Origin of the sequence: Desulfovibrio inopinatus DSM 10711 (assembly GCF_000429305.1) — a bacterium.
In the GTDB taxonomy this organism is placed as follows: domain Bacteria; phylum Desulfobacterota; class Desulfovibrionia; order Desulfovibrionales; family Desulfovibrionaceae; genus Alteridesulfovibrio; species Alteridesulfovibrio inopinatus.
Genome location: NZ_AUBP01000001.1, coordinates 315,378 through 341,118 on the forward strand (window position 1 = coordinate 315,378; position 25,741 = coordinate 341,118).

The 25,741-nt window shown below is 50.3% G+C and carries 20 protein-coding genes and 1 pseudogene; 14 read left to right on the forward strand and 7 right to left on the reverse strand.

Translation table 11 applies throughout. The features are described from left to right. Positions 1-2: 2 nt before the first annotated feature. The 7 genes from G451_RS0101415 to G451_RS34760 all read left to right on the forward strand — a co-directional run bounded on the left by G451_RS0101415 (position 3) and on the right by G451_RS34760 (position 10,300). Positions 3-2,126: an MBL fold metallo-hydrolase gene (locus G451_RS0101415; RefSeq protein WP_027182868.1), complete on the forward strand. Its 2,124-nt coding sequence runs from the start codon at positions 3-5 to the stop codon at positions 2,124-2,126. Between the two features lie 5 nt (positions 2,127-2,131). Then, the gene (locus G451_RS0101420) at positions 2,132-3,214 is read left to right on the forward strand and encodes a phosphotransacetylase family protein (RefSeq protein ID WP_027182869.1); all 1,083 of its coding nucleotides are present in this window, start codon (positions 2,132-2,134) and stop codon (positions 3,212-3,214) included. A gap of 28 nt (positions 3,215-3,242) precedes the next feature. Further along, entirely contained in the window at positions 3,243-4,535 is a 1,293-nt protein-coding gene (locus G451_RS26880; protein WP_156921468.1) for a hypothetical protein, read from the forward strand. A gap of 112 nt (positions 4,536-4,647) precedes the next feature. Next, entirely contained in the window at positions 4,648-7,776 is a 3,129-nt protein-coding gene (locus tag G451_RS0101430; protein ID WP_027182870.1) for an efflux RND transporter permease subunit, read from the forward strand. Positions 7,777-7,997: 221 nt separating this feature from the next. Continuing rightward, a complete protein-coding gene (locus G451_RS0101435; RefSeq protein ID WP_027182871.1) occupies positions 7,998-8,219 on the forward strand; it encodes a NifU family protein in 222 nt (73 codons plus the stop codon). Between the two features lie 90 nt (positions 8,220-8,309). Next, positions 8,310-9,716, forward strand: a complete 1,407-nt coding sequence (gltX, locus tag G451_RS0101440) for a glutamate--tRNA ligase (protein WP_027182872.1) — start codon at positions 8,310-8,312, stop codon at positions 9,714-9,716. A gap of 149 nt (positions 9,717-9,865) precedes the next feature. Further along, the gene (locus G451_RS34760; RefSeq protein WP_211236314.1) at positions 9,866-10,300 is read left to right on the forward strand and encodes an AbrB/MazE/SpoVT family DNA-binding domain-containing protein; all 435 of its coding nucleotides are present in this window, start codon (positions 9,866-9,868) and stop codon (positions 10,298-10,300) included. On the opposite strand, the gene G451_RS0101445 is transcribed toward G451_RS34760, so the two are convergent. Continuing rightward, positions 10,212-12,968 (reverse strand): NACHT domain-containing protein, encoded by a 2,757-nt coding sequence (locus tag G451_RS0101445; protein ID WP_027182873.1) that lies wholly within the window; start codon positions 12,966-12,968, stop codon positions 10,212-10,214. The two genes, G451_RS34760 and G451_RS0101445, sit on opposite strands and share 89 nt — an antisense overlap. Positions 12,969-13,346: 378 nt before the next feature. Between G451_RS0101445 and G451_RS26885 the strand changes: the two genes are divergently transcribed. After that, positions 13,347-14,153: a DUF4344 domain-containing metallopeptidase gene (locus G451_RS26885; protein ID WP_051261003.1), complete on the forward strand. Its 807-nt coding sequence runs from the start codon at positions 13,347-13,349 to the stop codon at positions 14,151-14,153. Between the two features lie 86 nt (positions 14,154-14,239). Next, positions 14,240-14,437 (forward strand): annotated as a pseudogene (locus tag G451_RS33525) (transposase); the annotation flags it as partial. A 329-nt stretch (positions 14,438-14,766) separates the two neighbouring features. On the opposite strand, the gene G451_RS0101460 reads toward G451_RS33525, so the two are convergent. Continuing rightward, the gene (locus G451_RS0101460) at positions 14,767-16,461 is read right to left on the reverse strand and encodes a CgeB family protein (protein WP_084448304.1); all 1,695 of its coding nucleotides are present in this window, start codon (positions 16,459-16,461) and stop codon (positions 14,767-14,769) included. 18 nt (positions 16,462-16,479) lie between these two features. Then, positions 16,480-17,166: a toxin-antitoxin system YwqK family antitoxin gene (locus tag G451_RS0101465; RefSeq protein WP_027182876.1), complete on the reverse strand. Its 687-nt coding sequence runs from the start codon at positions 17,164-17,166 to the stop codon at positions 16,480-16,482. Between the two features lie 341 nt (positions 17,167-17,507). Between G451_RS0101465 and G451_RS0101470 the strand changes: the two genes are divergently transcribed. The 5 genes from G451_RS0101470 to G451_RS26895 all read left to right on the forward strand — a co-directional run bounded on the left by G451_RS0101470 (position 17,508) and on the right by G451_RS26895 (position 23,106). Beyond that, on the forward strand, positions 17,508-17,972 hold the full coding sequence (locus tag G451_RS0101470) for a hypothetical protein (protein ID WP_051261004.1): 465 nt from the start codon (positions 17,508-17,510) through the stop codon (positions 17,970-17,972). A gap of 11 nt (positions 17,973-17,983) precedes the next feature. Beyond that, positions 17,984-18,769, forward strand: a complete 786-nt coding sequence (locus G451_RS26890; protein ID WP_169727802.1) for an MBL fold metallo-hydrolase — start codon at positions 17,984-17,986, stop codon at positions 18,767-18,769. Positions 18,770-18,866: 97 nt separating this feature from the next. Next, positions 18,867-20,837, forward strand: a complete 1,971-nt coding sequence (locus G451_RS0101480) for a hybrid sensor histidine kinase/response regulator (protein WP_027182878.1) — start codon at positions 18,867-18,869, stop codon at positions 20,835-20,837. Positions 20,838-20,887: 50 nt separating this feature from the next. Next, a complete protein-coding gene (locus G451_RS0101485; protein ID WP_027182879.1) occupies positions 20,888-21,703 on the forward strand; it encodes an alpha/beta hydrolase in 816 nt (271 codons plus the stop codon). Continuing rightward, the gene (locus G451_RS26895) at positions 21,700-23,106 is read left to right on the forward strand and encodes a cobyrinic acid a,c-diamide synthase CobB (RefSeq protein WP_084448305.1); all 1,407 of its coding nucleotides are present in this window, start codon (positions 21,700-21,702) and stop codon (positions 23,104-23,106) included. Before G451_RS0101485 ends, G451_RS26895 begins: the two co-directional genes overlap by 4 nt. A gap of 262 nt (positions 23,107-23,368) precedes the next feature. On the opposite strand, the gene G451_RS0101495 is transcribed toward G451_RS26895, so the two are convergent. The 4 genes from G451_RS0101495 to G451_RS0101510 all read right to left on the reverse strand — a co-directional run bounded on the left by G451_RS0101495 (position 23,369) and on the right by G451_RS0101510 (position 25,719). Further along, on the reverse strand, positions 23,369-23,725 hold the full coding sequence (locus G451_RS0101495) for a 4Fe-4S binding protein (RefSeq protein ID WP_342663741.1): 357 nt from the start codon (positions 23,723-23,725) through the stop codon (positions 23,369-23,371). Positions 23,726-23,745: 20 nt separating this feature from the next. Beyond that, positions 23,746-24,822: a hydrogenase large subunit gene (locus G451_RS0101500; RefSeq protein ID WP_027182881.1), complete on the reverse strand. Its 1,077-nt coding sequence runs from the start codon at positions 24,820-24,822 to the stop codon at positions 23,746-23,748. Between the two features lie 5 nt (positions 24,823-24,827). Next, positions 24,828-25,202: an NADH-quinone oxidoreductase subunit C gene (locus G451_RS0101505; RefSeq protein ID WP_027182882.1), complete on the reverse strand. Its 375-nt coding sequence runs from the start codon at positions 25,200-25,202 to the stop codon at positions 24,828-24,830. 67 nt (positions 25,203-25,269) lie between these two features. Next, positions 25,270-25,719 carry an NADH-quinone oxidoreductase subunit B family protein gene (locus tag G451_RS0101510; protein ID WP_027182883.1) on the reverse strand — a complete coding sequence of 150 codons (450 nt, stop codon included), beginning with the start codon at positions 25,717-25,719 and terminating at the stop codon, positions 25,270-25,272. Positions 25,720-25,741 lie beyond the last annotated feature (22 nt).

A 25,741-nucleotide genomic window follows, 5' to 3' on the forward strand; every position in this document is an offset into this window, starting at 1 on the left:
GTATGACTCTTCCCCATCTTATTGAATCATTTTTATCCGATGTCGATCCAAGCCGCTTATCTGAAGCGACGCCAGGTCGTGTTGAAATTTTTGAGCGATTGGCCGAAGCCGGGCGGCTGGACAATGAACTGGCATTCGCGACAGCCATGGAAGGTTTCATGCTGTTGGCGAAAGCCGATCTTGACGCGGCGTTCGATGTCTTCGACCGTGTTTTGGCCGAGTCAGTCGACTTGCTGCCCGCCTTGCTCGGACGCGCCGAGGTGCTTGTCCGGCAACGCCGTTTTGAAGCGGCATTGGACACATTTGTCATGGCGGGGAGAGTTGTGCCGGATCTCGACTGGATCAATATGGGAAAGGCACGGTGCTTCATAGAATTGGGGCGCATCGGCGAAGCCCATGCCAGTCTTGACCTTATCGATGATCAAGACCACCGTTCCGCGGCGGTGCTGGCACTGCGGGGCATGGCCTATTTTGAAGAGAAGCGCTATCGCCGCGCTCTTGCGACTTTTGGTGACGCTTTGGATGTTGATCAAAAACATGTCGAAGCCTTGGCCGGTGCGGGATATGTCTGTCTTGAAGTGAGCGACTATGTCAAAGCGGTCGATTACTTTCGTCGTGCCTTGGATGTTGATGACCATGATCCACGAGTCTTTCGTGCCTTGGGGCTGGCATATAAGGCTGTTGGGCAACTCGATGACGCCTTGGCCGCGTTTAAACGCGCCTTGGCCCTGCTTGAACTTCGTCCCATAAAGTATTTGACGTCATTGACGCGTATGCATGTGGCTGAAATTGAATCGGCATTGAAAGCGCAAAAAGCGCTTGCCCGGCAAAAAAGCACGGATGACCCTCTTGTGAAAATTCTGCGCGACACGCGGGAAATGGGTATTGAAGACAACGTGTTTGCCAATAAGAATCTGTTCATGCGCTTTATCCGCGAAGGACGGCGTGAGGACGAAGGCGAGGCGCAATTTGAAGTGTTGCGGCGCTGGAATTCCTTCACCCCGATTGTCGCCGACAACTATCATGCCGGGAAGGGTGGAGGGTTCTTTTTACGGGTCGGTGGCAAAGGCATTGTTGTGGACCCGGGATTCAATTATATTGATAACTTCAAAGGGACTGGCCACCTGTTTCACGAAATTGATGCCATTATCATAAGCCACGCGCACAATGACCATACGGCTGACCTCGAATCGATCCTGACGCTGCTGTATCGGTACAATCAAGCGATTATGGGCCTTGCTGAAAGCAACAATGAAAGCACCATTGCCATGGAACTGGCCAAGCGCCAGGGCAAAGGCATGGATGAGATCAGTGAATCAGCGGTCAAAGCGGCATTTGCGGTTTCTCCTCGGCGAAAGCGTATCGACATCTATATGACAAAGAGCACGTTTCGGAAATATTCTGGAATGCTCGACCTCTCGTCCCGCAACGAATACCAAATTCACCTGCTTGAACCGGGTCAGCAATGGGATATCCAGGGCGTTCCGGTCACGATTCTTCCCGCGTTCCACTTTGACATTCTCTCGGATCGCGATTCGGTGGGAATGGTCTTTCACCTGGGTGAATCGGCGGTTGTTTATACCGGGGATACGCGATTCACGGAAGAATTGGGCCAGTCCTACGCTGATTTACGTGCGGAATTGGCGGGGCGGTTCGTTCTTTTGGTGGCCAATCTTGGCGGTTTCAAGGAATCTGAACGAAATTACCTGATTGACGGAAAACGAGAAGGTGCGTTCTATAAAAATCACCTTGGCCGACTCGGTTTAGCCGAAGTTGTCCGGATTTTACGGCCAAATATTTGTTGTATTTGCGAATTCGGCGAAGAATTCAAAGGCCAGCGGATTAAAATGGCGGAGATATATTCTCGGGCGTTCAACAATGAAATTGTCTTTTTGCCCGGAGATATTGGTTTCACCATGGACATGCGTGAGAAGAAAATGCGTGCCATCACGCGTGTTGCCGAAATGCCAATGAGCCTGGAAACCGGCTTTGTCCCACCAGCTGAAGTCAAGGCTGTGCTGTTGCGGAAAGATTATTCCTTGCATTACTACCACGATACCAGCGGCGTCAGCCCAGGCGATCTCGTCTATTCTCTGGGTGAACAATTCGACGCGGCGAACCGGTGAATATTATGCATAGTTTGTATATCGGTTCCACCGACTCTTATTCCGGGAAAAATTGCATCATTGCGGCATTGGGATTGATCTTGATCGAACGCGGTTTCAAGGTCGGATATATGAAGCCGGTTGGTGCGGCGTTTTCCGCATCGGCTGAACATGGTGAACTTGATGCGGATGCTCGTTTTGTGCAGACATTGCTTGGTCTGCACCAACTTGATGAACTCGTTACGCCGGCAGCGATTACGCCGGCATTCAAAAAAGAATTTATCGAACACGGATGCCGTGACTTTCTTGAGCCGATTGTCGAGGCGCATGAAACCCTTCGGGCAAACAATGATTTCATGCTTATTGCCGGTTCCGGGAGTTTTTTGCATTCCGGCGCGTATTGTAATCTCAACGGTTCTGTCATTGCCAACGCGCTGGATGCCAAAGTCGTGCTCATCGACCGGTTTCACGGTGAATTTCGTTATGACTATCTCATTCACGCCCAAACCGAATTGGCGGGGCGATTGCTTGGCGTCATTTTGAATGATTTGCCGCCGGAAAATGAGCACGACACCGCCGATTGGACCATGCCGGTGCTCACTGCCAGCAAGGTGAATGTCTTGGGATCATTACCTCGTGATCCCGTCCTTGGTGCAGTTCGTGTCGGCGACCTGGCCGAGCGTCTTGGAGCGCACATCATTGCGGGCCAAAAGAATGCAGATCGTATGATCGAATCGTTTATGGTCGGCGCGATGAAAGTCGAGAATTTCATTACGCATTTTCAAAAACGTCCCGACACCGGCATTATTGTTGGAGGCGACCAGTCTGATATTCAGGTCGTGGCGTTGGAAGGTGGCGCACCTTGTCTCATTTTGACGGGCAATCTCCCGCCTATGGACATGGTGCTGACGCTGGCAAAGAAGCAACATATTCCCGTCATTTTAGCGCGAGACAATTCGTATAAGGTTGCCAAAAAAGTCGATGCTATAAAGCAGACGCAGAAATTGCGTGATCCGGGAAAGGTGAAGCGCATTACAGACTTGGTACGAGAACGTGTGGATGTGGATGCGCTTGTTGCGGCATTGCAAGGAGACGGCGATTCGGGGTGATTTCCCGAAAAAACTCGTGGCGGAATCAATGCTGCAGGCGAAATTTAGTACTCCACGCAACGTATTATTTGGGAAACACGCGGTGTTGCTGTGTGGAATCATGTTCGCTGTGGTACTGTTTGGAGGAACGTCGTATGCTGACTCGATGTTTTCCTTCCACGGGGCAATGTCGGAAACCGTTCTGAACGCCTATCTTTCACGAGCCGTATCCCATCAATTGCTTTTTACGGATAATGATGAAGCACTGTTGGCTGATGATATTCGTATGTTTCACGATGAAGGTGCTAAATTCATTGGCCGTGCGTCCATCATTTGGGAAACGCCTCCCGATGTAGATGCGTTTTTCGATCAAGCCGCTTCACTTGCTGCCCAGGTTCATGCTGTGGACCCGGAGATCATTCTTCAAGCCGGAGTGTTTGAAATTGTGGACACCGGCGTCGATGCCGTCTCCGTGCCGACAACGACCTTCGAAGCCTTTGGATTGACTCCGGTCGAGCGTCATTTCCGGTATGCCGACATGCTGTATCCCGATGGGACATATTGGGATTATTTCGGCTCCGGCCAATCGATTCCCGACATGTCGCGCCTTGAGACACGGTTATGGTTTTATACTCGGGCACGCCGCTATATCGATGCAGGCTATGAAGCGCTTCATTTCGGTGTGGTGGATACCGTTGAAATGAATGATGCCGGGAATGCTGCGCTTTATGATCTCCTCACCCGCATTCGGGAGTATGCCGCGCAAGCTGCCCGGCGAGGAATGATCCTCTGTGACGCGCATCATCCCACGGGCATGTCGGTCGAGGGGAAAACCGTTTTCGACTTCTTGAGTTATCCCATGCGTATTCAGGAAACGGTGGGGATTCCATATGAAGGACATCTTTCCATGGACGCCGAAGATGTCATTTATGGTCGAACGCTTGGCGGTGTCACCCCGTCGGGCTGGATCGCCGAACGGCTCCCGTATCTTGTCGAAATCGATAATTGGGGGTCGAGCGGTCAGGGCGGAGAGGACATCGGCGGCATATGGGTCTGGGGCTGGGATGAAATCGACTGGTTTGCCCGACTCGCTTCGGACAAACGTGACGAATTTTTACGTTCAGCCGTCTCGTGGTTACGCACCCATGATGCGTACGGGCATGTTCAGTTTCCGTCTCGCCGTATTCTGGCTGATCCTGTTGCCGACAATGTCAGCTGGTATTTTGCCAACCGAAAAAGCGCGGCATGCGTCAACGGTTTTGGGCAGGAAGATGTCATCCAGCGTCTTATGCAGCCGTTGAGCATGGTTCCCGTTCTGCTGGTGATAGAAGAGGAATCATGAAATGTCGCGTCATGAAGAAAATTCGTGAAGCGCGTTGATTCGAGGATGACAAGGAACCACGCGTTTCCGTTCAATTTTTCCAGAAACAGAGCAGGAGCAGACAAGGCCGGTTATGGACATCATCAAATTCAGCATTCGCAATCCCGTTGTTGTACTTGTCGGCGTCATTCTCGCAACCCTTTTCGGGGTGTTGAGCTTATATCAAATGCCCTACCAGCTCTCGCCGGATGTTTCCAAACCGGAAATCACCGTGGAAACAACCTGGCCCGGGGCGACGCCGAGTGAAATCGAACGCGACATCATCGAAGAGCAGGAAGAAGCCCTGAAGTCTATCCCGGCCTTGACCGAGATTGAAAGTTCGTCACTGAACAATTTGGGGCAAATCACTCTGACATTCGAGTTGGGAACACCCATTCTGGAGGCCTTGCTGCGGACATCGAACAAGCTCGACGAAGTGGAAACCTATCCGGAAAATGTCGACAAACCGATTGTCGATGCGTCGGGAGCCAATGCGTCACCCGTTATCTGGATGATGTTTCAGGCGATCCCCGGAACCGATGCCAATCCAAACTTGGAACGCACGTTTTTTGAAAATCGTATACGGCAATATCTGGAACGCGTGGAAGGTGTTTCCAACCTGTTCGTGGCCGGTGGGCGCGAGCGGCAGATGCATGTTATTATCGATCCACGAAAAATGGCGGCGTTCGGCGTGACCGTGGACGATGTCATTGCTGCTATCGGGCGGGATAATATCAACATTTCGGCCGGTGACGTGAATATAGGACGTCGCAACTATCGTATTCGTACTCTGGGCGAATATAAAAGCCCCAAAGACGTCACCGAAACCGTCATCAAAGGATATGGCGACCGTTTCGTCAAACTTGGGGACGTAGCCGATGTTGAATTCGGCTACGAAAAAGCTAAAGACGTCATGCTGTTTAATGGCAACCCCGGCATTGCTATTGGGGTAGTACCTCAGGTCGGGGTCAATATCCTCGATATGACGGCGCGAACCAAAGACGTCACCGATAGGCTGAATGAGGAGTTTCTGAAAGATCGGAATCTTGAACTCGTTTGGGCGTACGAACAGCGACCATATATTCAGGGCGCGATTGATCTTGTTCAGCAAAACATCATGATTGGTGGGGTGTTGGCTATTGCCGTACTGCTTGTTTTTCTCGGCAATATTGCGTCGACGCTTATTGTCTCGATTGCCATTCCTATCAGTATTCTCGGAACCTTTATTTTTCTCAATGGATTTGGCCGCAATCTCAACGTTATCAGTCTCGCCGGGATATCGTTTTCCGTGGGGATGTTGGTGGATAACGCGATTGTTGTTTTGGAGAATATCGACCGACATCGAAGTATGGGTAAATCACCGTTTGCCGCGGCCTATGATGGCACCACGGAAGTGTGGGGCGCGGTCGTCGCTTCCACTTTGACAACAGTGGCCGTATTTTTGCCCGTTATTTTCATTCAGGAAGAAGCAGGCCAGTTGTTCAAAGATATCGCCATTGCCGTCACCTGCGCCATCTCGTTGAGTCTTGTTGTCTCCATTACGGTTATTCCCATGTTGGCTGACCGGCTGTATACATTGTCTTCGCGCATCACCGGCAAAGCGGAACGCGGAAAGCCACGCATCACCTTGTTTTTCGGCATTGGGCGCATGGCATCGAAAGCCATTATGGCTCTTGTGCGGCTGTGCCTCTCCAACATGTTCACCCGATCCACCACGGCGGTTATTCTTGTGCTTGCGGCGGTGGGGTTGTCCTGGATGTTTTTTCCCAAGCTTGAATATTTGCCGCAGGGTAATCGCAACCTGCTGATCAATATTCTTATTCCACCTCCAGGCCTGTCGTATGAAGAGAAACTCGACATCGGCCGGCAGGTCAATGAACGATTGCAACCGTACTATAACAAAGAAGAAGTCAACGGCGTACCGGGCATCAAGCATGTCTTCTTTGTTGCCGTGAATAATTTCTTCCTGTTCGGTGTCATCAGTATGCAGGAACAGCGCGCCGCCGAACTGATTCCTATGCTCTCCGGACTGACGAATTCATTCCCTGGGGTGTTTGGCGTCAGCCTGCAACAAGGCATATTCTCCGAAGGTATCGGCGAAGGCCGAAACGTTGACGTCGATATTCAGGGCGGTGATCTCAACAAGATCATTGCTGCTGCCGGTGCGCTCTTCGGCACGCTGAAACAAGCCATGCCCACGGCACAGGTGCGGCCTATCCCGTCGTTTGAAATGATCTACCCGGAAGTCCAGTTTGTCCCGAATATGGAGAAGCTCAAATCGGTCGGCATGGACAATCGGTCTCTCGGCATTATTCTCGATGTACTTAACGATGGTCGTGATATCGGCGACTTCAAGGAAGAGGGCGAAAAGAAGATCGAGCTCGTCTTGAAGGGATCGCGCGAGGACGTGTCGACCCCTGATGAGTTGTTCCATACGTTGGTGGTGACGCCGGAAGGGGAGTTGTTGCCGGTGAATTCGTTGGCCGAGATGATTCGGGCAACGAGTGTCACGGAAATTCGGCACCGCGAACTTGATCGTACGATTACGCTCCAGGTCACGCCGCCGCCGGAGATGCCCCTGGAATCGTGTATGGAGACGATTCAGAATCAGATTTTGCCGAAGCTCAAGCAAGCCGGGTTGTTTGACGATCTGCATGTGAACTTGAGTGGAGCGGCCGACAAACTGACGGAAACCTGGGGCGTGTTGCAGGATAATTTTGTGTTGGCGATTATCATCACCTACCTGCTTATGAGCGCGCTTTTCAGCAACTTTCTCTATCCGCTCATCATCATGTTTACGGTGCCGTTGGCGGCAGCGGGTGGCTTTGTCGGTCTCAAGCTCGTCAACTGGTTCATTGCTCCGCAACCGCTCGACATTCTAACCATGCTTGGATTTGTTATGCTTATCGGGGTCGTCGTGAACAACGCGATTCTCATTGTCCACCAGGCGCTCAATAATATCCGCGAGCATGATATGTCGCCGCGTCAAGCCGTGGAAACGTCGGTCGAAACCCGCTTGCGACCCATTTACATGAGTGCGACCACATCCGTGCTTGGGATGCTGCCGCTTGTTGTTGCGCCGGGACCGGGCTCGGAATTGTACCGGGGCCTTGGTTCGGTTGTGCTGGGTGGGTTGGCCATATCGACCGTTTTCACGATCTTTCTTATCCCAGTTCTTTTGCTGGGCTTGCTGAAAACCGAGCGGCGAATTGTGGGTGAGTAGTTGTGCAGAAGAATCGCAAGGATATCTTTGATCTGTTGAAGAGGGCGACTCTGTTTCACATGGAATGGATGACGAACGCCAACGGCATCAGCCGATGGAAGACGCTCATCCCAATCTTGTGACCGTGAGGAAAAGGCGCTATGATACACCTCCTTTTACGATATTTTCGCGATAATCCGTCCGATGACGCGTCACGTCGTCGGCGTGAAGGAGATATGACCATGCGTGATAAAGTGGAAGCGGCTTTGGACAAAGTCCGCCCGACCCTGCAAGCTGATGGCGGCGATGTTGAATTGGTCGAAATTACGGAAGATGGCATTGTGAAAGTGCGTTTGACCGGCCGCTGCAAGGGCTGTCCCATGTCGCAGATGACGTTGAAGAGCGGCGTTGAACGGATGGTGCTGAAAGAAGTGCCGGAAGTGCAAGCTGTGGAAAGCGTCTAACCCGCGTCTTGTCGCCAACGACGTACGAACACCTTCAAGAGGAAGCAGGCTTGTGTCTGGCTTCCTCTTTTTCTGGAAGAGAGGAAAACCATGTCTCAGATTGTCACCCGTTTCGCCCCCAGTCCCACGGGGCATTTGCATATTGGCGGCGCGCGCACCGCGATTTTCAGTTGGGCCTATGCCCGCAAGAACGGCGGCAAGTTCGTTCTTCGCGTGGAAGATACCGACCAGACCCGGTCCGATGCGTCCATGACGCAGGGCATTTTGGATAGCATGACCTGGCTGGGGTTGGATTATGACGGCGAAGCCGTCTACCAGAGCCAGCGGTTCGACGCCCATAATGCGGCTGTCGACAAATTGCTGGAAACCGGTCACGCCTATTACTGTACGTGCTCGCCCGACGAGGTGGAAGCCATGCGCGAAAAAGCGCGGGCTGAAGGCCGCAAGCCGAAATACGACGGCTGCTGTCGGGAAAAAGGCTTGGGACCGTGTGAAGGCGCGGTTGTTCGCCTGAAAGCACCGCTGGTGGGCACGACGGTATTTGAAGATTTGGTCAAAGGTCATATCGCCGTGGACAATGCCGAACTGGACGACATGATTCTGCGTCGTTCCGACGGCACGCCCACTTACAACCTGGCCGTTGTTGTCGATGACCATGATATGGGCATCACCCACGTTATCCGCGGTGACGACCATGTGAACAACACCCCGAAACAGGTCTTGATTTATCAGGCGTTGGGTTGGGATGTTCCCAAGTTTGCGCACGTGCCCATGATTTTGGGGCCGGACAAAAAGAAGTTGTCCAAACGCCACGGGGCCACGTCCGTGATGGAATACCAGAAAGACGGCTATTTGCCCGAAGCTCTGGTCAACTATCTGGTGCGTCTCGGATGGTCGTACGGGGATCAGGAAATTTTCACGAAAGACGAACTGTTCGAGGTGTTCGATATCGCCAACCTCGGCTCGTCGCCCAGCGTACTCAGCCCGGAAAAGCTGAACTGGCTCAACCAGCATTATATCAAAGAATCCTCGGTGGAACGCCTGGTCGGTCTGCTCCCCGAGTTCTTGGAAGAAGCTGGCGCCTCGGCAATCGATACCGATTTGCTCGCCAAACTCATCCCCGAGTTGCAAGCGCGAGCGATAACGCTGAAGGATATGGCCGACAAAGCCCTGTTCTTTTTCGTGGACGATTTCCCCGTGGACGAAAAGCCGACAAAGAAACTCCTCAAGCAGGATCACGACGTCATCGACGAACGCCTGCGCGACCTCGCCGAAATTTTCGAAGAGATCGACGACTTCACCAAAGAACCGCTGGAAGGCGCCTTCCATCGCTATATGGACAAACACTCCCTCAAATTCAAAGACCTCGGCGCCCCGGTCCGCCTCAGCCTCTCCGGCCAAGGCGGCGGCATCGGCCTGTTCGAAATGATGGAACTGTTGGGGAAAGACAAGGTCGTGGCGAGATTGAGAGGCTGGAAAGCGACGTTGGTGAAATAGCGGAAGGAACCGTCGCAACGCTGTCAGTGAGTAGAACTGACGTACGCCATACGCGATATATTGGGGCAAGGGTGAAAATCCTTGCCCCGTTTTTGTTGGCGAGAAGAGAGTTGGGCTGTATGAAATGGGAAAACAATTCAAGAGAGGGCATGATGTATACAACACCTCTTCGGCACGTTGATGGTGCCGTTATGCTTGTCGTCCCCCCAACAATCCTGGATCTTCTTGGACTGAAAGCCGGGTCGCTCGTGAACATTGAAGTCGAGGGCGAGACGCTGGTTGTGAAGGCCACACCTCGTCCACTGTATACTTTGGATGAGTTACTGTCTCAATGCGATTCCAACCAGGATATGACGAATGAAGAGATGGAATGGGTGGGTATGAAGCCCGTCGGGAGGGAGTTGGTTTTGATGGAAGGTGCTGGCATTGTCAGTGCTATGCTTGATTGTACCATTGTCATAAGACTATTAAAAGATGACTTTCTGAGTGTTCTTATTAATTGTCCACAATTATCGCACCTTTTGATTTCACGAAGTCGAGCATATCTTGCGGGTAGGGAGTGCCGTTTCTATCACATGAGGTGAGTTGAGTACCTGTAAGATTGTTTACTTCGGAAAAGTCTATCTTTCCGAGAATAGCCTCCCTGAGGTCCGCCCCCTCTAGGTTCGCCTCCCTAAGGTCCGTCCCCACGAGGTTCGCCAACATGAGTTTCGCCTCCTCGAGTTTCGCCCTCCCGAGTTTCGCCCTCCCGAGTTTCGCCCCCCCGAGATTTGCCATCACGAGGTTCGCCTGTGTGAGTTTTGCCCCCCCGATGTCTGCTCTCCTGAGGTTCGCCATCATGAGGTTCGCTCCGTTAAGATTTGCCTCCGTGAGATCCGCTTCGTAAAAAATGGCAAAGTGAAGCTGTGTTTGAAGTAGATCTTGCTTACGTGCATGAATATGATTGAGAAATTTCAAAGGGAAAAAATCGTGTAATTGTGTTATTTTTACAACAACTTTGAGTAGCGCATAAGGGGTAGACGGATCGAATTCTATATATTGATCATGAGAAACTTCATTCCCCAAAGCATCGAAAGCCATGGCGCACGTACTTCGTGCGGCGAGCAAATTTATCGTGGCATTTCTGCTCATTCTCTCCATTTGTTTGTATGTTTTTTGTGTTTTCTCTAAGGGAAAGTCTTTCTTGAGGAATACTTGGAAGGTGGAGCAGAGCGCGGAATTCCATTTTTTCAAACTTTCTTCATTTTTTTTACTTATTCGTTCTTCAATGAATTGATGTATAAATTTGTCAAGAGCAGAACATCCAAACAGATTCATCCATTCTTCCAGAACATTGTCTTCGGTATAGTCATCGTCCTCTGTCAGTTTATTTGAAATATTTTCAATGGTCCTCTCCATTTTGCGTGCAACGAGATACTCTAAGAAGCTTTTGTGCGTGAATTCAATGGTGCGTTCTTCATCTTTGAGCTTTTCGGTGCTGTGAAAATAAAATGCCGTGAGGAGATGCGCGACTTGCGAGTCTTGGATGCTTTCCAGGTTTTGATCAATATACTGGAGTATCTTTTGTGGGCAGCGCTCGCGTATTTCTTTGAATGTCGTCTTTCGGTCATTGTCTTGCCAGGCAATAAGGGCGACTTCTTCAAGAAATTGGAAAAATTGGTCTAGCTCTTGTATATTGTTTAATGTTGGGTGCGGTTTTCCCCATACACGTTCGTACACGCTTTCCATGAGCATAGTGTAGACATCAAATATATTTTCGATGGCTTCCAGCGCCTGGATGTCATCTTTTATGCTCAAGGCAACAAGATAATTGAGTAACGGATGTGCTGTGATTTCTTGAAGACGTTCCCGATTGAGTACGCTGGGGAAGGTGCTGAAATTTTGGCCCGTTAGATTGCCATACGCTGTCCACCATTCTCTTCGTTGGTCTTTCTTGGATACATTGTCATTATTTATAAGGCATCTGTATTTCTCGTCATCAAGACAGTAGGGGAGAAGATGAAGGATGGCTTCATGGCATTTGAAGCCTTTGCATGCATCAATGGCAAGGTCACGCCCTGTAAAGAGAATTTGCATGCGGCATTGATTTTCATTGCGTTCTCTACACTCTTTTAACGTCGCATGGACAAATTCGTTGGCGAGCTCTTGCCCAGATTTGCCTTTATGTACCAATTCATCCAGACCATCGAGGATGATGAGTGGATTATCTTTTACTAGGTCTTTATCTGATGCGATACCGACGTCGTCCTCATCTCGATCGGACAAAAATCGTCGTATTTCTGAAAGGATATTAAGCGAGGCGTCAATTCGATGGAGTGGGATGAAAATAACGTGCTGTTGTTTCTTTTTGGCAAGTTGATACGCCAACATCTTGGCGTAAGAAGATTTGCCGCTTCCGGGATCGCCACAGATGACGCGGTAACAGTCCTGTTTATCTTTAACGCGGAGCCAGTTTTGAATGGCGTCATCAAGTTGCACAAGGTGTTTGTTGTAGTCTTTTTGTAAGTCTGAAGCGTCATCCCCCTTCGCACGAATTGGTTCTTGCCAATAGGCGCGCAAGTCAATGTGGATATCTTTCAGGCAAAAGGTTTCCCCGAAAAGCGGTTTATGGACTTCGTGAATGAGCGATTCTTCATAGCGCTGCCATTGTAGTTCTGTCTGATAGGCTGTGTCTATTGCCGTTTGCGTGGATAACTTTTCAATGAGCGCGGAATAGGCATCGGGTTGTGCCGCAAGTGCGTTGCGAAGGGCATAGACAACGTAGCGAGGAAAGCGGTTGGCCATGTTGTTGGCTTCATAATCATGGTAACCGCAATCAATGAGCCAGCGCTTGAACTCCTGTTTTGCTGATTGGATAGCTTGATGCTCGGATGGATTCCGAAGAAAATCGGAATCTAAAATGAAAGGTGAGCTTTTGAGGACTCCTCGAAATGTTTTTTCTAAGTTTTCAGCTTGTTCAGGTAATGCAGTTCTGTAGTATTCCAGGCTTTCATCAACCATTTTTTCTGCAGCATTTTTGAAACCCGTGAAAAGAAGAAGCCAACCTTCCTCTTCTGGGGACTTTATTTGTTTTAGACATTGCGGGAGATCAATGAGTTCAAGCACGACGTCACCAAAGTTATTGGTTAAGGCGCTTCCTGTGACTTTTGAGAGGCGTTTAAAAAGGTCAAATGTATCTATTTTTATCTTTTTAAAAACGAGTTTTTTCGGCTCCCGAATCGTTACCGCGGTTACGTCATACCCCTTCGTCATTGCGTATCTCCCCGATACATATATCGTATGGGAGAAGAGTAAAATGAACTCGAAAAACTGGCAAGATGATGTCGTATTGTGGGGAGTGGTGTCGTCTGTTGCGTGATGCTTTGATCGGCACAAGGAAGAAATCGAGAACGGCGATTCCCGCCTCAAATTCTGGGCTTCGCTCGGAGCATCCCTTTGGCTGTAATGGAAATATTTTGCACCATCATGAAGTGAATCGTTTTCGCGTGTGATTTGATAAGGATGAGCGATACGTTATGTTATGAATGCTCGCCTTATGTATTACAAAAGAGTATAATTCCGTGAAGCAGAGGCATAGAACAGTGCAAGCGTTTTGTATTGTATTCCCATATGTTTCCACAAGGAGAAGTGATGCGACATCATCATGGTGACGACCATCTATCTCGTTACATGGTTTCACTCCTCTTCATAGGATTGTTCGGACTCGCCGCAAACGTCGATGCGGGGACGATCCAGTTTACCCCAACCGATTTGGGCAAGACGCCGTGGAGTACAGTCCTTGACGAAGACCGGACATTTGAAACGTTTGCCGAACATGTCAACAGTTCCTATGCGTTGCCTGTGAATATTGCTCTCGTTGTTGCGCCGTGTGCAAAAATCAATGCATTTTATGATGAAGAAAAGAAGACAATCGTCTTTTGTCGGGAATTGCTGGAATATTTGTATGAAGAAGCAGGGGAACTGACCGAAGAAAGTGACTATGATCAGGATGCCATCTTTGTCGATTCGGTCTTGTTTACGCTGTATCATGAACTTGGGCATGCGCTGATCGATGTCTGTGACATTCCCATCACGGGGCGGGAAGAGGATGTTGCCGATCAGATATCGACATGGATTGTTCTTAATGATGTTTGGGAAGACGATGAAGATGGCATCAGCAACGCGTTGCATGCTGCAAAGTTCTTTTTATTGACGGCCGAAGAAGCATCATTGGATATTGACGACATCCCGTTTTGGGATACCCATTCTTTGGATCAACAACGCTATTTCAATATTCTCTGCTGGACATACGGTCTTGATCCCGATCTGACGGAAGAAGTGCTGGAATCGGATATTGATGACGTTTTGGACGCTGATCGTGCAGAGTTCTGTGAAGACGAATATACCATGATGGATGAGAGTCTGACGCGGCTGTTGGAGCAGTATTTCAAGGAGTAAAGAATTCAATCCTTCTTCTCCTACACGTACCCAAATCGGCGCCGCGTCTCCTTAAGAAACGGAATGAAGGGAAGTAAGATTGGGCGATCCACATCGTTGTCTCCAATGCAAAAGCGTTTATTCTCGGAGGATATCACGGCGTTCAAAAGAAGCACTTGCAAAAATACCTGAATGAATACTGCTACCGGCTCAATCGACGCTGGTGGTCTGACCAAGGTTTTGATTGCTTGCTTATGGCTTGCTCCAAAGTAAAGTCAATGGGACTTTCGGAGTTAATGGTATAGCTACATTGAATTGTTTGAAAATAGATAATATACCTAAGTCTATTAAGAGTTTGATGTTTCCGTGTGGAAGTTTTGTTTTGTTGATATGTGTGCCTCGGTATATTTCTTCTCGCCGAGTGTATAATAATACGAAATATTTCAGGAGGAATGCGCTGTAAAATATCTGTATTGCGAGAATGTTCATGAAAATTGACTTTCCCATGAATTCACATCCTCTTGAACGTTGTTTGAAGTATAGCAGGGAATGGTGACGATTGTTTTGTATCCCGTTCTTACGCTTTACGAGCCATTCACGACGCACGAGAACTCTGATCCAAAACCGTGTTGTCTCAACCGAACCATCGTTGCATTGTCTGAAGAAGCTGGATCATGCGATGCGTATAATCATGCTCGTGCAACACGCGTTGCCGAGCATTTTTCACGATGTGTTCGCGTCGTTCTTTATCGTGGAGCATTTCTTTCACCTTGGCTGCGGCCTCTTCCGGCGTCGTGTAGAGGAACAGTTCGGTTTCAGGGTCAAAGAGGCGGGTGATTTGTTGGCGATAATCAGTGAGCAGGCACCCTCCGCAGGCGGGGACATCGAATACACGTTGATTGACGGCATTTTTCATTTGCAGGCTGGTGCAATTGAAATTGATGGTAGACGATCGATACAGCTCTGGGAGTTCCGTATAGTAATCGATTGGGCCGTGGTGGTGCCAACGAGGCCTTGTTGGAAGAAGTTCTTGCCAGCCTGCGTCACCGACAATAAGCGGGTGAAACGGCAAGAGCGCCCAGATGCAGTTGAGCCGATAGTCTCGGGTTGCATTCCATGTCACGGCGAGTTCAAATGCAAGGCGTTCACGAGAAGTGGCGTTATTAAATTGGTGGAAAAGATCAGGGAAATGCGTTTTGAGGATGCCAGGAACATCGTGGGCGGGACTTTTTGCGAAACAGGTCGCAACGCGTTGAATATGCGCAGCTAAATTCGGTTGGTTGCACAAGTCGGTTAAAGGATCTTGTGCTTGGCTGAGCATGGAGGCACCGACAAAACTGACGGCTGTCGCAAATGGGTGTGGAGGAGGAGAGGCTGGGCCAGGTGTAAAACGCGTTGTATCCGTGGCTAAGGGAAGATATACGCTACGCGAAAAGCCTTTGGCTTCCAGCCAGGGCAGGGTGTCGCTATCCCAGGTGAAAATGGCCGTTGCGTCCTGTGCCAGCTCGGTGTGTTCGTGCAGAATCAAGCGCGGGCTGTCCACGAACCATGATGCCAAGGGTAAACGGAAACGATGAAGAAGGTCGAGAAGCTTGCCGTGTGGGTCCACCCCGATATGATTGATGGTCAGTACAAAATCGGGTTTGAAACCTGCAACCGTCTCAAGCAAGGCCTCTACAAATGCCGTGCTCCCGGTTCGGCGGTCAGCCAGGTCCACGGATACCACCGGTGCTCCAAGTCGGGCCAGAGCACGTTCAATCTCGTTTTCAAGAAAGTATCCGGAGCGGATCATGAGGGTTTTCGGATATGACCCGACAAACCGTGGATAATTCATTACCTGTTGAAAAAGCGACGACGGAGCTGGAGCTTGGAGAAGATGGTGTACTGTGGGATAATATTCTGGCCGGAGACGCAACCATGCTGGCTGGGCGATAATATGAGCACGATCCAGTGCACTGCCGAGAGTATCACGAACCAAGGTCGCGGCCTGGAACGGGTCGGGATCGTCAATCCAGATGAGATTGTTGGCCTTGAGCCGGCGTGCGCCGGTAAGGTCGAGAATAGGAGTTTCTCGATCGACAACAATAATCAGGCGGTCTGGTTTCGTTTTGAGGAGATGAGCCATGCCATGACCGAGTCCACTCCCGAGGAGAATAATGGGATAGGCACTTTGCGCCGCACTATCGACCTGACTGACTTCACGTTGTGCGGCATGCCGTCCGCCGAGATGGCGCGTCCGACCGTCGATGACAAGCCGGATATCGACAAGTTCATATGGCGAGGTATCATGAAAGACTGGAATTGCCGTGTAGCTGAAATCGTCGGACACGGGAGAGTCCTTGATGGGTTACTTGATTTTGGTGACGAGTTTACCTTGGGAATAAATTTCATGTTTGATGAGCGTACCGTCTTTGGCGTACTCGCGGACGACGCCGTCGAGCTTCTCCCCGGCAAAATGGATTTCCAGTTTGAGCTGCCCGTTTTCATGCCAGAGTTTACTTGATTCCGAGACCTTTTTCTTGTCTTTCACAACAACGTTCGTCTCTTGCTCCAGAATGCCATCTTCATTCCAGAGTCGAAGCGTCCACGTATCGCCTGAAACGGCGGTTTCTTCGGCAAGCTTGCCGTTTGGGTGCCATTGCCGCATGCGAATGATACGGCCATGTTCATACCGTTCTTCAAGTCGGGGAAGGCCGTCTTTACGCCGTCGTTCCAAAACACCGGTAAATGGCGTTTCTTCGCCTTTCTTGTAATACACACCGTCACGCTCAACGATTTCCGGCTGGTCCTCATGGCCGTTCGACTGTTCCTGGACATCGTCCTGATTCTGCTCCGTGTCGATGTTCGGGGCATTCTCGTGTTGTTCCGGCGCCGATGTGGTGGATTGCAGGCGAGATTCCGTATTTTCTTGCTGTTGATCCGACTGGGCCGATTGGGAATAGGCCAAAAAGACGGGAAGAATGGTCATGCCGATCATCCCACAGGTGGCCGCAAAAAAGCGAAAGTGGCGAGCGATTATTCTATAAAATCCCATGAACCGTCTCAAAAGATTGCGCGGCCCCGTCGCGCGCCTGGAGGGGCAGGGTCATTCAAGAAAACAGATAGTGCCCCATGGTTGCTGGAGAAGCAAGTTTTATTCCCAAAAAAGGGAAAAATCTTGTCTTTTTATTGTAAACTGAACAATGCATTATATCCGAGTGCAGCGTTGTGCACAAACGCGAAATCACTTTGGGCAGAGGTCTTTTAGGAGTAAAAGACAAAAACTCGCCCTGACCATGCAACCGACTTGCTTTCGTTTGCGGTTGCTTATACCTTTACGCCCCGCAGGAAAATTACGGCTGGCGAAAACCGCTTACGTTCAGGATAAAAAGAAAGATGGCTCGTTTGAATCGTACCGCAAAACCTCGTAGTGACGACCGCTATCAACTGTATATTGTCATTGCTATTTGGCTTGTCAGTCTGTTGCCGGGGCTCATTGTTTCCATACGTAAAGGTGACCCCCTCTATGCTTCGATCATTGTTATGGTCATTCAACTTTTGGCATCGTTTGGATCGATTACGTTATTTGGGGTCATTGCCCAGCTCGTGTGTTATCATTATGTCAAATCCATTGAAGTGCATGATCGTATGATGGATGGCTTATTCTATGGATTTCATGCCGGGATTGTCATTTGGATATTGTATGCATTCTATCATATCCTCTTCGGACGCAAGATTATTGGAGATGTCAACATGCTCGTAGGGTTCTTCGGAACCATGTGTATAACGAGTTGTATCATCGGGATTATCATTGGCTTCCTTGTCGGTCGATACCGTGATGCCAAAGCCAATGCCTTATAACGATGGACGTCTTGTTTGTCGGTGTTGGTGAAGCGTTTGACGAATGTCTTCCCAACACTTCATTGCTGATTTCCGGTCAAACATCTGCTGGACAGCGTCTGGCGCTTGTCGATTGCGGTTTTACTGCTGCTGCCAGTCTGTTTCGTTTTGCCGGTGATGCAATATCGCATGATCTTGATCTCGTCTTTCTTTCCCACTTTCATGGCGATCATTTCTTGGGGTTGCCGTTTTTGCTTGTGCGCATGTGGGAAGCTGGGCGAATACGCCCTTTGACCATTGTCGGCAGCACCGACATAAAAGAAAAAACTCTGGCGGCATGTGAGTTAGCATATCCTGGGATCGTTGACCGGTTTGCATTTGCAATGCAATTTGTGATGTGTGAGCCGGGGAACCCTCAGGAGGTATGCGATATGCGGTTGGAGACAGCCCGAACCGGTCATCGTGCCCCGTGTTTAGCCTTGCGAATTGAAGACGATACGGCTTCGCTTTTTTATAGTGGGGACGGAAACCCCACTCAAGAAACAGAGAAACTCGCTCACGCCGTTGATGTCGTTGTGCATGAAGCATATGGTATGTCTCCGGGTACTCCGGGGCATTGTAGCCTCTCCGAAAGTATTGACTTTGCTCGCAGTGTTTGCGCTAAATCTCTGGCGCTTGTTCATATCGGGAGAGAAAATCGACGTCATCATATGACGGAAATTGTGCACTGTCTTGCCTCCGTTTCCGATTTTTGGGGATGTGTTCCGTGTCCCGGTGAATGTTTGACGATTCCTTTTGCGCCTTGCAATTTGCAGTAATCGCACAACAAACTTTTCTTGCCACAGGGCGAAGATTGTACCAAAATGGATATGAATCCTGAGAACGAGGAGCATATCCGACGCGGTTGGCTACGCTATGGAACACATTGCTCGAAGACGCATTCTCCTTTTCGCTGATAATGATGTCGCCAAGCGATTTCACCACTTCGGGGTGGAAGTCGTCTGTGCTGCGTCATTTACTCAAGCGATGACCCTCCTTGATGAACAGCATTTTGATGCTATTATGATTGATCCGCACGCTCAGGTGCTTGCCAAATGCGAAGATCCTTTTCGGAGTGTCGTCGAACATGGGCAGGGAACACCGCTGCTTGTGCTTTCCAGTGAAGATGACAAGGACAGTCCACGCCGCGCCTTGCAAGCTGGTGCAATTGCCATTTTCAACATGGATCGACTCGATCCGGCGGTTTTGGGCCGATTTTTTGGTCTTGATGCGCAAACCGAGCAACAAGCCAAGCGGCTCTTGGTGAATAATCGCAAGCTACGCCGGGAAATTTACCAACGACAAGCTGTCGAATCGGCATTACGTAAGACTGAGGAAAGATATCGAGCAATCTTCGAGAATGCTCCGATAGGAATTTTTCGTGCGTATATACTGGGCGGCTTTGAGCAAGCCAATCCGGCCTTGGCCGCGATGTTTGGATATGATTCGGTCGATGATTTTGTGACGTCCGTGATTGATGTCGGTTCTGATACGTATTGTGATGTTTCATTACGCAATACGATTATTGAGTGTTCCCTCCGCGCGCCGGGAAAAGTGATTGTCCGCGAAGTAGAATATAAACGGAAAGATGGTTCGACGTTTCTCGGTTCTTTGCGTATCCGAACAGTACCGACCCCCATGGGGCCCCCGTATTTGGTCGAAGGAACGATCGAGGATCTGACCGAGCGACGTAAAACGGAAAATGCGTTGCGTCGAACGGAGCTCAAGTATCGAGAGCTTGTGGAGAATCTGCGTGTAGGTGTCTATAGCGCCACGGCAGATATGCCGGGGCGTTTTTTGACCGTGAACCCGGCTATGGCTCATCTTTTTGGCTACGGGTCGGCGGAAGAATTAGCAGCGGTCTCGCCGACATCCTTGTATGTTGCAGAAGCGGATCGGCTTGATTTCCTTGACCAGCTTCATCGTTGTGGGAGCGTACGCCATAATGAAATGCGAATGCGCAAGAAGAATGGGGAAATCTTTTGGACAGCGCGGAGTGTGACGGCCAATGTGAATGAAAACGGTGATATTGTTAGTATGGATGGCATGGTGGAAGACATTAGTGCACGCAAACAAACTGAAGATGCCTTGCGCAAGGCTCGTGACAATGCGGAAGAGGCAAGTCGTCTTAAATCCGATTTTTTGAGTCTCGTTTCCCATGAATTGCGTACGCCGCTTACATCCATCCTTGGCTTTACCAAAGTTTTATCAAGAAAACTTGAACACCCTGCTTATACGATATCATCTGCTCCCCCTCCCTACAAAGACCTGTTGGCCTCAAGTGCGAAAGGGCTTTTCATTATCCAGTCAGAAGCCCATCGTCTGACAGGCTTAATTAATGATGTCATGGATTTAGCTCAGCTTGAAGCCGGGAGTATCGTATGGGATATGGAACAGATCGATATGCAAAGCGTTTTGCAACACAGTGTTAATACGCATAAGCATGATTTTGAAAAGAAGAGTATTGCGCTGAATCTCATCATGCCATCTTCCTTGCCGAAGGTGAACGGTGATGCCAAACGTCTTGAGCAGGTTGTATCGAACCTCCTTTCCAATGCACTCAAATTTACGGACAAGGGCAGTGTGAGCGTGACGGCAAGTGTTCTTGGGAGCAAGATGCTTGTCAGTGTCGCCGACAGCGGAATTGGGATAGAGAGCGGGTCGAGAGAAGATATTTTTGATGCGTTTAAACAGCTCGGTGATACCTTGACGGACAAACCCCGTGGAACCGGGCTTGGTTTGGCGTTGTGCCGTGCAATCGTTGAGCATCATGGAGGGGCACTTGATGTAACAAGCATGCCTGGGTTGGGCAGTGTTTTTACCTTTTGTTTGCCCGTGGAAACGTAAGTTTTTCGGCCTGCCCCTCGTCGACACAATCCGGAGAGTTTCAAAATATAATGTACATCGGTTCGATTCTCAGCGTAGCAGGTGGCACTGCTTTTCTCGTGTATCTCGGTATCATGGGATACATGTACGTTTGTCAGCGGTCTATGGTTTTTCCCGGTGCCGACGTGGACGTTGTCGCACGCTCTTGGATTACACGGACTCCTGAGGCCAGAACATGGACGGTAACAATGCACGACGGTGTTGTTCTTGAAGGGGCATTGCTCGATCGTGGGAACAATTCGCCTGTGCTGTTGTATTGGAGTGGAAATGCCGAAGATGCGCTGTCGTTTTTTCCCGAGGCGGCCCGTCATATACCGGAGATATCTCTTGCTTCGTTGAATTATCGCGGTTTTGGAGAGAGTCAGGGAGAGCCGACACAGGATGCTCTTAAGCAGGATGCGCTTGCTGTATTCGATGCACTTATCAAGGCTGTGGGGAATCGACCGGTCATCGTCTTCGGCCGCAGCCTCGGAACGGCAATAGCTGCACATGTTGCAGCCAGGCGTCCGGTTCATCAAATCATCATGCTGACACCTTTTGATAGTATTACTGCGGTTGGACAAAGCCAGTATCCCTGGCTTCCCGTCCGGTTTCTTCTACGGCACGGTTTCGATGTTCTTCCCGATGCGCGGAATGTACATGCTTCAACACTCTTTCTGTTAGCAGGGGACGATACAATAACACCACTCCCACGTGCGTACGCTCTGCAAGCTGTCTGGTCAGCTCCGTCTTCACTGGTTGTGTTGGAACATGCCGGGCACAATGATGTCATTGATCATGCCGGGTATTGGCCGGCAATTGTCGAATTTTTGTCGGGTTCGCCATGAAGAGCCGCGTGATAAAAGCCGTTGTCGTTGCTGGAACGGGGAGCGGCTGCGGCAAAACGACGGTCAGTATGGGACTCATGGCTGCTTTGCGCCGACGCGGCTTGCGTGTAGCCCCATTTAAAGTTGGTCCTGATTTCATTGATCCCGGGCATCACGAACGCATTACAGGTCGACCGAGCCATAATCTTGATACCTGGATGTTGTCCCGCGAAACCAACCGCTCCATCTTTTCTCGCTATACAGCTGAGTGTGATATCGCCGTGGTCGAAGGTGTCATGGGATTGTACGACGGGATATCGGGGACCGATGAAACGGGTTCGACTGCCTCGCTTGCCAAGATGCTTGGCATACCAGTTCTGCTTACCGTCAGTGCGGCATCCATGGGACGCTCGGTCGCTGCGGTTGTTGCCGGCTATACAGGGTTTGACCCCGCATTGAATATCGTTGGGGTGATCCTCAATCAAATTGGTGGAGAGGCTCATCGAAACATGGCGGAAGGGGCGGTTCGCGCCTTGCCGGGCGTACGGATGTTTGGTGGCTTGCCGCGGCAGGCCGGCTTGACTATGCCGTCGCGTCATCTTGGTTTGGTGACGGCAGAAGAAAGTGAACACGTCGGGAAACTGGCTCACGATTTGGCCGATTGTCTGGAAGAATACGTCGATATTGACGGCCTTATAGACGCGTTACCGCAGATTTGTGTTGATGTACCACCAACGCCGACGTCTCCATCCCATCATCCTCAACGTGGACGCTTGGCGGTCGCACGTGATCAGGCTTTTTGTTTTTACTATCACGAAAATTTGCGATTTCTTGAAAATGCCGGATTTGAACTTGTCTTCTTTTCTCCTCTCACCGATTCCGCACTTCCTGCGTCTGTGCGGGGGCTTTACCTCGGAGGCGGATACCCGGAAGTTCATGCTGCCGCATTGGCGTCCAATGAGCAAATGCGTCAATCCATTGCTGCATTTTGTCGAACCGGAGCGCCAGTCTATGCCGAATGCGGCGGCATGCTCTATCTGCTTGAACATCTGACAGACACGGATGGTATCCAGCACCCTATGGTCGGTATCCTGCCGGGTGAAGCTGTTATGCAAAAGCGTTTCGCTGCATTAGGCTATCGCCAGGTGACAACAACGCAACAGACTTTGCTTGGTCCTCCCGGGACGTGTGTTCGGGGGCATGAATTTCACTATTCACGCCTTGTTAATCCAATGAAAATCTCCCGTGCCTACAATTGTGCAGACCGCCATGGAAGCTCATTGCCGCATGAAGGATATGTACAGGGCAATGTGCTGGCGTCGTATGTGCATCTTCATTTTGGCTCGCTGGAGAACATTTCTGCATGCTGTTTCATTCGAGGGAATGTCAATCTGATCCAGGTGCAACGTGGCGAGAATGGCTGAAAGAATTGGAGAAGGCGCTTTAGCTTTTTGAGAGAATAGAATCTACCTCATCTTGTGAGCAATTAGAGCGTTTATCGTTTATGTTGAACAACTTGAAATTCCTACAGATATACCGTTCATTTCAAGTCGTACTGTAACCATTTAAAGTTTCTTAATCCGCCGGAGGCATTCTTCCGTTTCACTAAAAAACGCTCTAAAAGAGAAGAGGCCGCCCGCATTTGCGGACGGCCTCTTTGTGTGAGTCTTTTGTGCCGTCAAAACGTTATTCGGCGGCTTTCTTCTTTTTGGGTTTCGGCGGTGTGCCTTGCATCTCCATCATAAGGCGAACCGGGCTGGAGGTGCGATGGACGCTTTTTTGTGACAGGCATTTCGGCGGGCAAGCATCGACACAAATGCCGCAGTAGACACAGGCAAATGGATCACAGGTCCACTCTCCGGTTTTTCTGTCGACGGTGATGCACTGCGACGGGCAAACGCGCGAGCACATGCCGCAGAAGATGCAGCTATCAATATCATTGATAAGTTCTCCGCGGTAATTCTCGAAGGGCTCGCGAACTTCGAACGGATACAACCGAGTAGCGCTTTTCTTGGAGATGTTGCGCAGAATGTTTTTGGTCATGAACATGGCTCGGCTCCTTCTTAGCGTTCTGTGCAGCTGATGCACGGGTCGATGGAGAGGACGACCACAGGGACGTCGGCCAGTTCGATGCCGGGCAACATAGCCAGAAGCGGCGGAATATTGGCAAATGTCGGAGTGCGGATGCGCACGCGCGACAGGTATTTGGTGCCATTTCCTTTGAGGTAGTACAGGACTTCACCACGAGGCTGTTCCACTCGATTGATGGCTTCGCCTTCCGGCTTGCCCTTGTAGGGGACGTTAATTTCCGTATCCGGCAATCGGTCAAGAGCCTGGCGGACGAGATCGACCGACTGAAGCGTTTCACGGAAGCGAACCTTACCGCGTGCGTAACAGTCGCCATCCATTTCCACGATGGGTTCATAGTCGAGGAATGGGAAGGCTTCGTAGCCGAGCTGACGGCAGTCCTGAGCCCAGCCCGAAGCACGCAGCGTGGGGCCGGCAGCGCCGAGTTCGTGAGCCTGATCTTTGGTCAGAACACCGATGTCACGAGTCCGTTTTTGAACGGTGTAGTCCTCGAGCATGGTTTTTTCGATCTGCTTCACTTCTTTGTGAATGAGATCAAGCTGCTCACGAATCCACTTCTGGTGCTCAACGCTAATGTCGTATCGCACACCGCCGACCACGTTGACCGAAACAACAACGCGGTTGCCAGCTGTGGCTTCGTTGATGTCCATGACACGTTCGCGGATTTTCCAGCACTGCATGAACAGGCTTTCAAAGCCGAAGGCGTCGGCGTAAAGGCCGAGCCAGAGCAGGTGGCTATGGATACGGTGCAGCTCAGACCAGATGACGCGCAGGAACTTGGCGCGCTGGGGAACCTGGATGTCGGCCATTTGTTCGATGGCTTCGACATAACACATGGCGTGAATTTTCGAGCAGATGCCACAGACACGTTCGACAATCTGGATCATCTGGTTGAAGTCGCGGATATCGGCCAATTTTTCAAGGCCGCGGTGGACGTAGCCAAGCTGGGGCAAGGCTTCGGTGACGATTTCGTCTTCCACAACGAGCTTGAGATGGATTGGTTCAGGTAAGACCGGGTGTTGCGGCCCAAAGGGCAAAATGGTGCGTGCCATGCCGACTACCCCTTCTTGTCTTTTTTGGTGATAGAGTATTTGCAAAACGGCGAGGTCATGACTTCGTCTTCCAGGTAGAGATTGCAGCCGAAGTCAAGTGCGATATCGGTGAAGTTCACACCGAACTGGTCCTTGATTTCGTTTTCTACGAGAAACGCGGCGAAGTAGATGCCCGAAATGCTCGGGATTGCCGTATCTTTCGGGACGGTGACCCGAAAGGTCTTTAAACTGAGATCTTTATCGAAGTGGTAAAGGACATCGAATTTATCTTCGTCCTTCAGATCGACACTTGTCATGGTGACAAGTCGATATTTGTTGTCCCACATCGTTTGCACTTCGTTGTGAAGGGCATCGAGTGCGATGTCGGTAATTGCTTCCACGGGTGTCTCCCTTTCCCGTTGCTGAGAATACTTTCGATGCAACGGGGTTGCTATGGTGCGTGGCGTATTACGCCGTCAGACCGAGCACCTTTTTGACTTCTTCCAGAGCCGTGACAACGCCGTCGATAATAGCTTCAGGCTTGGGCGGGCATCCGGGGACGTACGCCGTGACCGGAATGACTTTGTCCACTCCGCCGACGACATTGTACGCATCACGGAACACACCACCGGATAACCCACAGGCACCGATGGCGATGACCGCTTTGGGGTCGGGCATCTGGTCGTAGATATTTTTGAGAACGTGTTTGTTTCTGTGGTTGACGGTTCCCGTGACGAGAAGCACGTCGGCATGTTTGGGGTTCCCCACGTTAATGATGCCGAAGCGTTCAATATCATACATGGGAGTCAGGCAGGCCAAGACTTCGATATCGCACCCATTGCAGGAGCCGCAGTCGAAGTGGACAACCCAGGGGGATTTCAGACGTCCCTTGTTGATCCAATTGTTCAATATGCTCATGTGTATCTCCAAACCGAGCTAA

Bases quoted from the DNA above. Each gene is read 5' to 3' on its own strand.
- G451_RS0101510 (WP_027182883.1), bottom strand. From the start codon at position 25,719: ATGAGCATATTGAACAATTGGATCAACAAGGGACGTCTGAAATCCCCC.
- G451_RS0101415 (WP_027182868.1), top strand. From the start codon at position 3: ATGACTCTTCCCCATCTTATTGAATCATTTTTATCCGATGTCGATCCA.
- G451_RS34760 (WP_211236314.1), top strand. From the start codon at position 9,866: ATGATGTATACAACACCTCTTCGGCACGTTGATGGTGCCGTTATGCTT.
- G451_RS0101465 (WP_027182876.1), bottom strand. From the start codon at position 17,166: ATGGGATTTTATAGAATAATCGCTCGCCACTTTCGCTTTTTTGCGGCC.
- G451_RS0101445 (WP_027182873.1), bottom strand. From the start codon at position 12,968: ATGACGAAGGGGTATGACGTAACCGCGGTAACGATTCGGGAGCCGAAA.
- G451_RS0101495 (WP_342663741.1), bottom strand. From the start codon at position 23,725: ATGACCAAAAACATTCTGCGCAACATCTCCAAGAAAAGCGCTACTCGG.
- G451_RS26895 (WP_084448305.1), top strand. From the start codon at position 21,700: ATGAAGAGCCGCGTGATAAAAGCCGTTGTCGTTGCTGGAACGGGGAGC.
- G451_RS0101485 (WP_027182879.1), top strand. From the start codon at position 20,888: ATGTACATCGGTTCGATTCTCAGCGTAGCAGGTGGCACTGCTTTTCTC.
- G451_RS26885 (WP_051261003.1), top strand. From the start codon at position 13,347: ATGCGACATCATCATGGTGACGACCATCTATCTCGTTACATGGTTTCA.
- G451_RS0101430 (WP_027182870.1), top strand. From the start codon at position 4,648: ATGGACATCATCAAATTCAGCATTCGCAATCCCGTTGTTGTACTTGTC.
- G451_RS0101420 (WP_027182869.1), top strand. From the start codon at position 2,132: ATGCATAGTTTGTATATCGGTTCCACCGACTCTTATTCCGGGAAAAAT.
- G451_RS0101435 (WP_027182871.1), top strand. From the start codon at position 7,998: ATGCGTGATAAAGTGGAAGCGGCTTTGGACAAAGTCCGCCCGACCCTG.
- G451_RS0101470 (WP_051261004.1), top strand. From the start codon at position 17,508: ATGGCTCGTTTGAATCGTACCGCAAAACCTCGTAGTGACGACCGCTAT.
- G451_RS0101480 (WP_027182878.1), top strand. From the start codon at position 18,867: ATGGAACACATTGCTCGAAGACGCATTCTCCTTTTCGCTGATAATGAT.
- G451_RS0101500 (WP_027182881.1), bottom strand. From the start codon at position 24,822: ATGGCACGCACCATTTTGCCCTTTGGGCCGCAACACCCGGTCTTACCT.
- gltX (WP_027182872.1), top strand. From the start codon at position 8,310: ATGTCTCAGATTGTCACCCGTTTCGCCCCCAGTCCCACGGGGCATTTG.
- G451_RS26880 (WP_156921468.1), top strand. From the start codon at position 3,243: ATGCTGCAGGCGAAATTTAGTACTCCACGCAACGTATTATTTGGGAAA.